The following is a 4,611-nucleotide window of genomic DNA, read 5'->3' as shown; positions in this document are numbered from 1 at the left end:
TTCTCGAGTCAAGCCTTATTTTTAAAGGCTTTTCGAGGTTACCGACTTGGCTTTCTGCGTTGCCGCTTGCCCTGTCGATGGAGGCGCATTATAGGGATCTGGATCACGCTTGCAAGGGTGTTTTCGAATTAAATTCGCATTTTTGGTTCAACCGTTCACTAATCGCCCAAAAAGCGCATTTATCCTGCAATAACACACTCGTTTGACGCGCTCGCTACCCTCTAGATGGCGTGGCGATGGTAGCAGATCAAGGTTGTGGCGATTTGATCTCTCTACATCTATATGCATGGTGATCGAGGTCACGCCTTCGGGTAACATAGCGCCCCTTTGCGATTCACACACTCTTGGGCTTTGGAGAGTTTAATGCCTTTTGCACTTGGCCAGCGTTGGATTAGTGATACAGAGACGGATCTGGGGTTGGGGACTGTCGTTGCTGTTGAAGGACGCATGGTTACCCTGTTGTTCCCGGCTACCGGTGAAAACCGCATGTATGCCAAAGAAGAGGCGCCGGTGACCCGGGTCAGCTTCAATGTGGGCGATCAGATTGCCAGTCACGAAGACTGGACCATGACGGTCGACGAAGTGCAGGAGAAAGATGGCCTGCTTATATATGTAGGTGTTCGCACCGACAATGATGAGCCGGTTGTCCTCAAGGAAGTGTTTCTCAACAACTTTATCAAGTTCAACAAGCCGCAGGATCGCCTGTTCGCCGGTCAGATCGATCGGATGTCCCGCTTTACCCTGCGCTACGAGGCGCTGGTCAACCAGCACAAGCGTCGTCGCAATCCGACCCGCGGTCTGGCTGGTGGCCGGGTCAGCCTGATCCCGCACCAGCTCTATATTGCCCACGAGGTGGGTCACCGCTACGCCCCGCGCGTACTGCTGGCCGATGAGGTGGGTCTGGGCAAAACCATCGAAGCGGGCATGATCATTCATCAGCAGCTGCTCTCCGGCCGCGCCCATCGGGTGCTCATTCTGCTGCCCGAAACGCTCCAGCATCAGTGGCTGGTCGAGATGCTGCGCCGCTTCAACCTGCACTTCTCCCTGTTTGATGAGGAGCGCTGCATCGAGGCGTTTGCCGATGCGGAGAACCCCTTCGAGACCGAACAGCTGGTGATCTGCAGCCTCGACTTCCTGCGCAAGAAGCGTCGTCGCTTCGAGCAGGTGCTGGAAGCCGAGTGGGATCTGCTGGTTGTCGACGAAGCCCACCATCTGGAGTGGAGTGAAGAGGCGCCAAGCCGTGCCTATGAGATGGTGGAAGCGCTGGCCGAACAGGTGCCGGGGGTACTGCTGCTGACCGCCACCCCGGATCAGCTGGGCCACCAGAGCCACTTTGCCCGTCTGCGCCTGCTCGATCCCGAGCGTTTCTACGACTACGAGGCCTTCCTCGCCGAGGAGCAGGCCTATGGTCAGGTCGCCAGCGCCGCACAAGAGCTGCTGGATGGCGAGACCCTGAGCGATGAAGCCAGACAGATCCTCGCCAGCCAGCTGGAAGGGTTGGACTTGAGCGATGCCGCCGCCCGCCAGCAGGCGGTCGCCAAGCTGCTGGACCAGCATGGCACCGGCCGGGTACTGTTCCGCAACAGCCGCGCCAATATTCAGGGCTTCCCCGAGCGTCACCTCAACGTCTACCCCATGCCGCTGCCGGAGCAGTACAAGACCGCCATCAAGGTAATGGGCATGATGGGTGGCAACGGTGGCGATCTGCAGACCCGTGCCTTGCGCTATCTCTATCCCGAGAAGATCTTCCAGCAGTTCGAAGGTGACAACGCCACCTGGACCCAGTTCGACCCGCGCGTCGAATGGTTGCTGGAGCTGCTGCTCTCAGCCCGCCAGCAGAAGGTGCTGGTGATCTGCTCCGAAGCGGCGACCGCTATCGCGCTGGAAGAGGCGCTGCGTACCCGTGAAGGGATCCGTGGTGCCGTGTTCCACGAAGGGATGTCGATCCTCGAGCGGGACAAGGCCTCCGCCTATTTTGCCCAGCAAGAGGGTGGCGCCCAGGTGCTGCTCTGCTCCGAGATCGGCTCAGAAGGGCGCAACTTCCAGTTTGCCAGCCATCTGGTGCTGTTCGATCTGCCTCTCAACCCGGATCTGCTGGAACAGCGTATCGGCCGACTGGATCGTATCGGTCAGCAGAACACCGTCGAGATCCACGTTCCCTATCTGGAAGGGACTGCCCAGCGCGCCCTGCAGCTCTGGTATCACGATGGTCTGGACGCGTTCGAGCAGACCTGCCCGACTGCCCGCCCGGTATTCGAAGCGGTACGTGAAGAGCTGTTCGAGCTGCTGGCCGCCAACACCGGCGATCAGGCAGCCCTCGACGCCCTGCTGGTCAAGACCCGCGAACTGCACGAGCCGCTCAAGGCCAGGCTGGAGCAGGGCCGCGATCGTCTGCTGGAGATTCACTCCAGCGGTGGCGAAGCCGCCAAGCAGCTGGTCGAGAAGCTGGCCGCCGAAGATGACGACACCGGCATGATCTCCTTCGCCCTCAAGATGTTCGACGAGATCGGTGTCAATCAGGATGACCGCGGCGAGAACGCGCTGGTGCTGATGCCGGGCGATCACATGCTGGTGCCCAGCTTCCCGGGCCTGCCGCAAGACGGCATGACCATCACCTTTGATCGCACCACCGCCCTGTCGCGGGACGATATGTCGTTCCTCTCCTGGGATCACCCCATGATGCGCGGCGGTATCGACCTGATCCTCGGCTCCGAGATCGGTGCCACCTCGGTGGCTCTGCTCAAGAACAAGGCGCTGCCGGTCGGTTCCATCCTGCTGGAGCTGATCTTCGTCGCCGAGTCTGCGGCTCATCCCCAGCTTTACCGCTTCATGCCGCCGACACCGATCCGCCTGCTGATGGACAAGAACGGCAACAATCTCGGCGAGAAGGTGGCGTTCGATGCCTTCAACCGCCAGCTGACGCCGGTCAACCGCCACCTCGGCAGCAAGCTGGTGACTGCGTCCCAGCCGGTGATCCATGGTCTGATTGGCCAGGGTCAGGCGATTGCCGAAGAGCTGAAGGCCGGGATTGTCGACAAGGCCCGCGCCCAGATGGCGCAGACCCTGCAGCAGGATCTCGATCGTCTGGAGGCGCTCAAGGCGGTCAACCCGAACGTGCGCGACAGCGAGCTGGAATATCTGCGCAATCTGCAGGCAGAATTGCACCACCTGATCGACCAGACCCAGCTCAAGCTGGATGCCATCCGCTTTATTGTGGTGACCCATAACTGATAAAACGGTGAAATGGCCAAACCCAACGCAAGTTGGCTGCCATGCACTTTTTATCGTGGTAACCCATAACTGATGGGGGCTTGCCCCCGCTTTGACCAAAGATGCGAGACGCTATGTTTGTATACTCACCGCCCCTGGAACCCTGGCTCGATATCCTGTTCAAGGACAAGGACATCATGGTGGTCAACAAGCCCACTGGCCTGCTGAGCGTCCCCGGGCGCGGCCCCGAGAACGAAGACAGCGTGCTCCATCGGGTCAAGCAGCAGCACCCCAAGGCGGCAGCCGCCCATCGCCTCGATATGGCGACCACCGGCGTGCTGGTGATCCCGCTCAACCCTAACTCCCACCGGGAGCTGAGCCGGCAATTCCGCGAGCGGGAGACCGAAAAGCACTACCTCGCCTGGGTGTGGGGTGAACCGGAGCTGGATGCGGGTGAAGTGGATCTGCCACTCTGCGTCGACTGGCCCAATCGGCCGAAACAGAAAGTTGACCACGAGGAGGGGCGTCATGCCCTGACCCTGTGGCAGAAGCTGAAGGTGGAGAATGGCAACAGCCTGATCAAGCTGACCCCGATTACCGGTCGCTCCCATCAGCTGCGGGTGCATATGCTGGAGCTGGGTCACCCTATCCTCGGCGATAACCTCTACGCCAACCCGGATGCGCTGGCGGCGGCACCGCACCTTTATCTGCATGCGGCCAGCCTGACCATCAGCCACCCCCGCAGCGGCGAGCGGATGACCTTCGAGGCACCAGCCCCTTTCCCGGTCTGAGCCCGCCAGGTAACAGCCCAATAAAAAGAAAGCCCCCATCGAGAGATGGGGGCTTTTTTATCGCTCAGACGCGGATATCGATATTGCTTCCGAGGGAAGCGCTGGCCGATGTCGGCGCAGCCGGAGCGGATTGCGCTGCTGTTTGCAGCAATTTCAGTGCGGATTCGCCCTCTTGGGTCTGCTGTTTTTTGGCCAGACTGGCCGCCATCAACGCAGAACCGAACGACGCATTTGCAGAGCTGGATATGTCCATAGGTTACCTCCTGCATCAAAGAGTATCGGCCGCCCTCAGCCAGACATGAGCAATCAATGGACAATAATCCGAACCGGAGCCCGGTTGCATGTCGATCGGACGAACGCTGCGGAAGGGATAAATCGCCCCGAAACCGCGCCAGCTGGGCGCTGTAAGTGTTTATTATTCATTCGATAAGCAAATGATGGTGGCAATATCATTTAAAAAATAAATGATAAAAAGCGCCGGCAAGCCCCTCGAAAATGCCTATTCGAGGCCCGCAAGCTCCTCCGCCGTCATCGCCCGCAATACCCGACAAGGGTTGCCGGCCGCCACCACATTGGCGGGCACATCTTTGGTCACCACCGAGTCGGCGCC

Annotated in this window: 4 protein-coding genes and 1 pseudogene; 3 read left to right on the top strand and 2 right to left on the bottom strand. The window is 59.8% G+C overall.

Features of this window, described 5'->3' with window-relative positions; all coding sequences use genetic code 11:
* The 3 genes from AACR14_RS11140 to rluA all read left to right on the top strand — a co-directional run.
* On the top strand, nt 1–206 hold a 206-nt coding region (locus AACR14_RS11140), incomplete at its 5' end, for a hypothetical protein (protein ID WP_237714697.1).
* Between the two features lie 157 nt (nt 207–363).
* Nucleotides 364–3,231 (top strand): RNA polymerase-associated protein RapA, encoded by a 2,868-nt coding sequence (gene rapA / locus AACR14_RS11135; protein ID WP_026035047.1) that lies wholly within the window; start codon nt 364–366, stop codon nt 3,229–3,231.
* A gap of 113 nt (nt 3,232–3,344) precedes the next feature.
* The gene (gene rluA, locus AACR14_RS11130) at nt 3,345–4,001 is read left to right on the top strand and encodes a bifunctional tRNA pseudouridine(32) synthase/23S rRNA pseudouridine(746) synthase RluA (RefSeq protein WP_019446233.1); all 657 of its coding nucleotides are present in this window, start codon (nt 3,345–3,347) and stop codon (nt 3,999–4,001) included.
* Nucleotides 4,002–4,065: 64 nt separating this feature from the next.
* On the opposite strand, the gene AACR14_RS11125 is transcribed toward rluA, so the two are convergent.
* Nucleotides 4,066–4,254 (bottom strand): hypothetical protein, encoded by a 189-nt coding sequence (locus AACR14_RS11125; RefSeq protein WP_019446232.1) that lies wholly within the window; start codon nt 4,252–4,254, stop codon nt 4,066–4,068.
* A gap of 246 nt (nt 4,255–4,500) precedes the next feature.
* Nucleotides 4,501–4,611 (bottom strand): annotated as a pseudogene (locus AACR14_RS11120) (sugar O-acetyltransferase); the annotation flags it as partial.

The organism is Aeromonas sp. 159 (assembly GCF_963862045.1).
In the GTDB taxonomy this organism is placed as follows: domain Bacteria; phylum Pseudomonadota; class Gammaproteobacteria; order Enterobacterales; family Aeromonadaceae; genus Aeromonas; species Aeromonas veronii.
This window is presented reverse-complemented; position numbering and strand designations above follow the sequence as displayed.

Coding starts and splice junctions, on each gene's coding strand:
- rapA (WP_026035047.1), top strand. CDS start 364: ATGCCTTTTGCACTTGGCCAGCGTTGGATTAGTGATACAGAGACGGAT.
- rluA (WP_019446233.1), top strand. CDS start 3,345: ATGTTTGTATACTCACCGCCCCTGGAACCCTGGCTCGATATCCTGTTC.
- AACR14_RS11125 (WP_019446232.1), bottom strand. CDS start 4,254: ATGGACATATCCAGCTCTGCAAATGCGTCGTTCGGTTCTGCGTTGATG.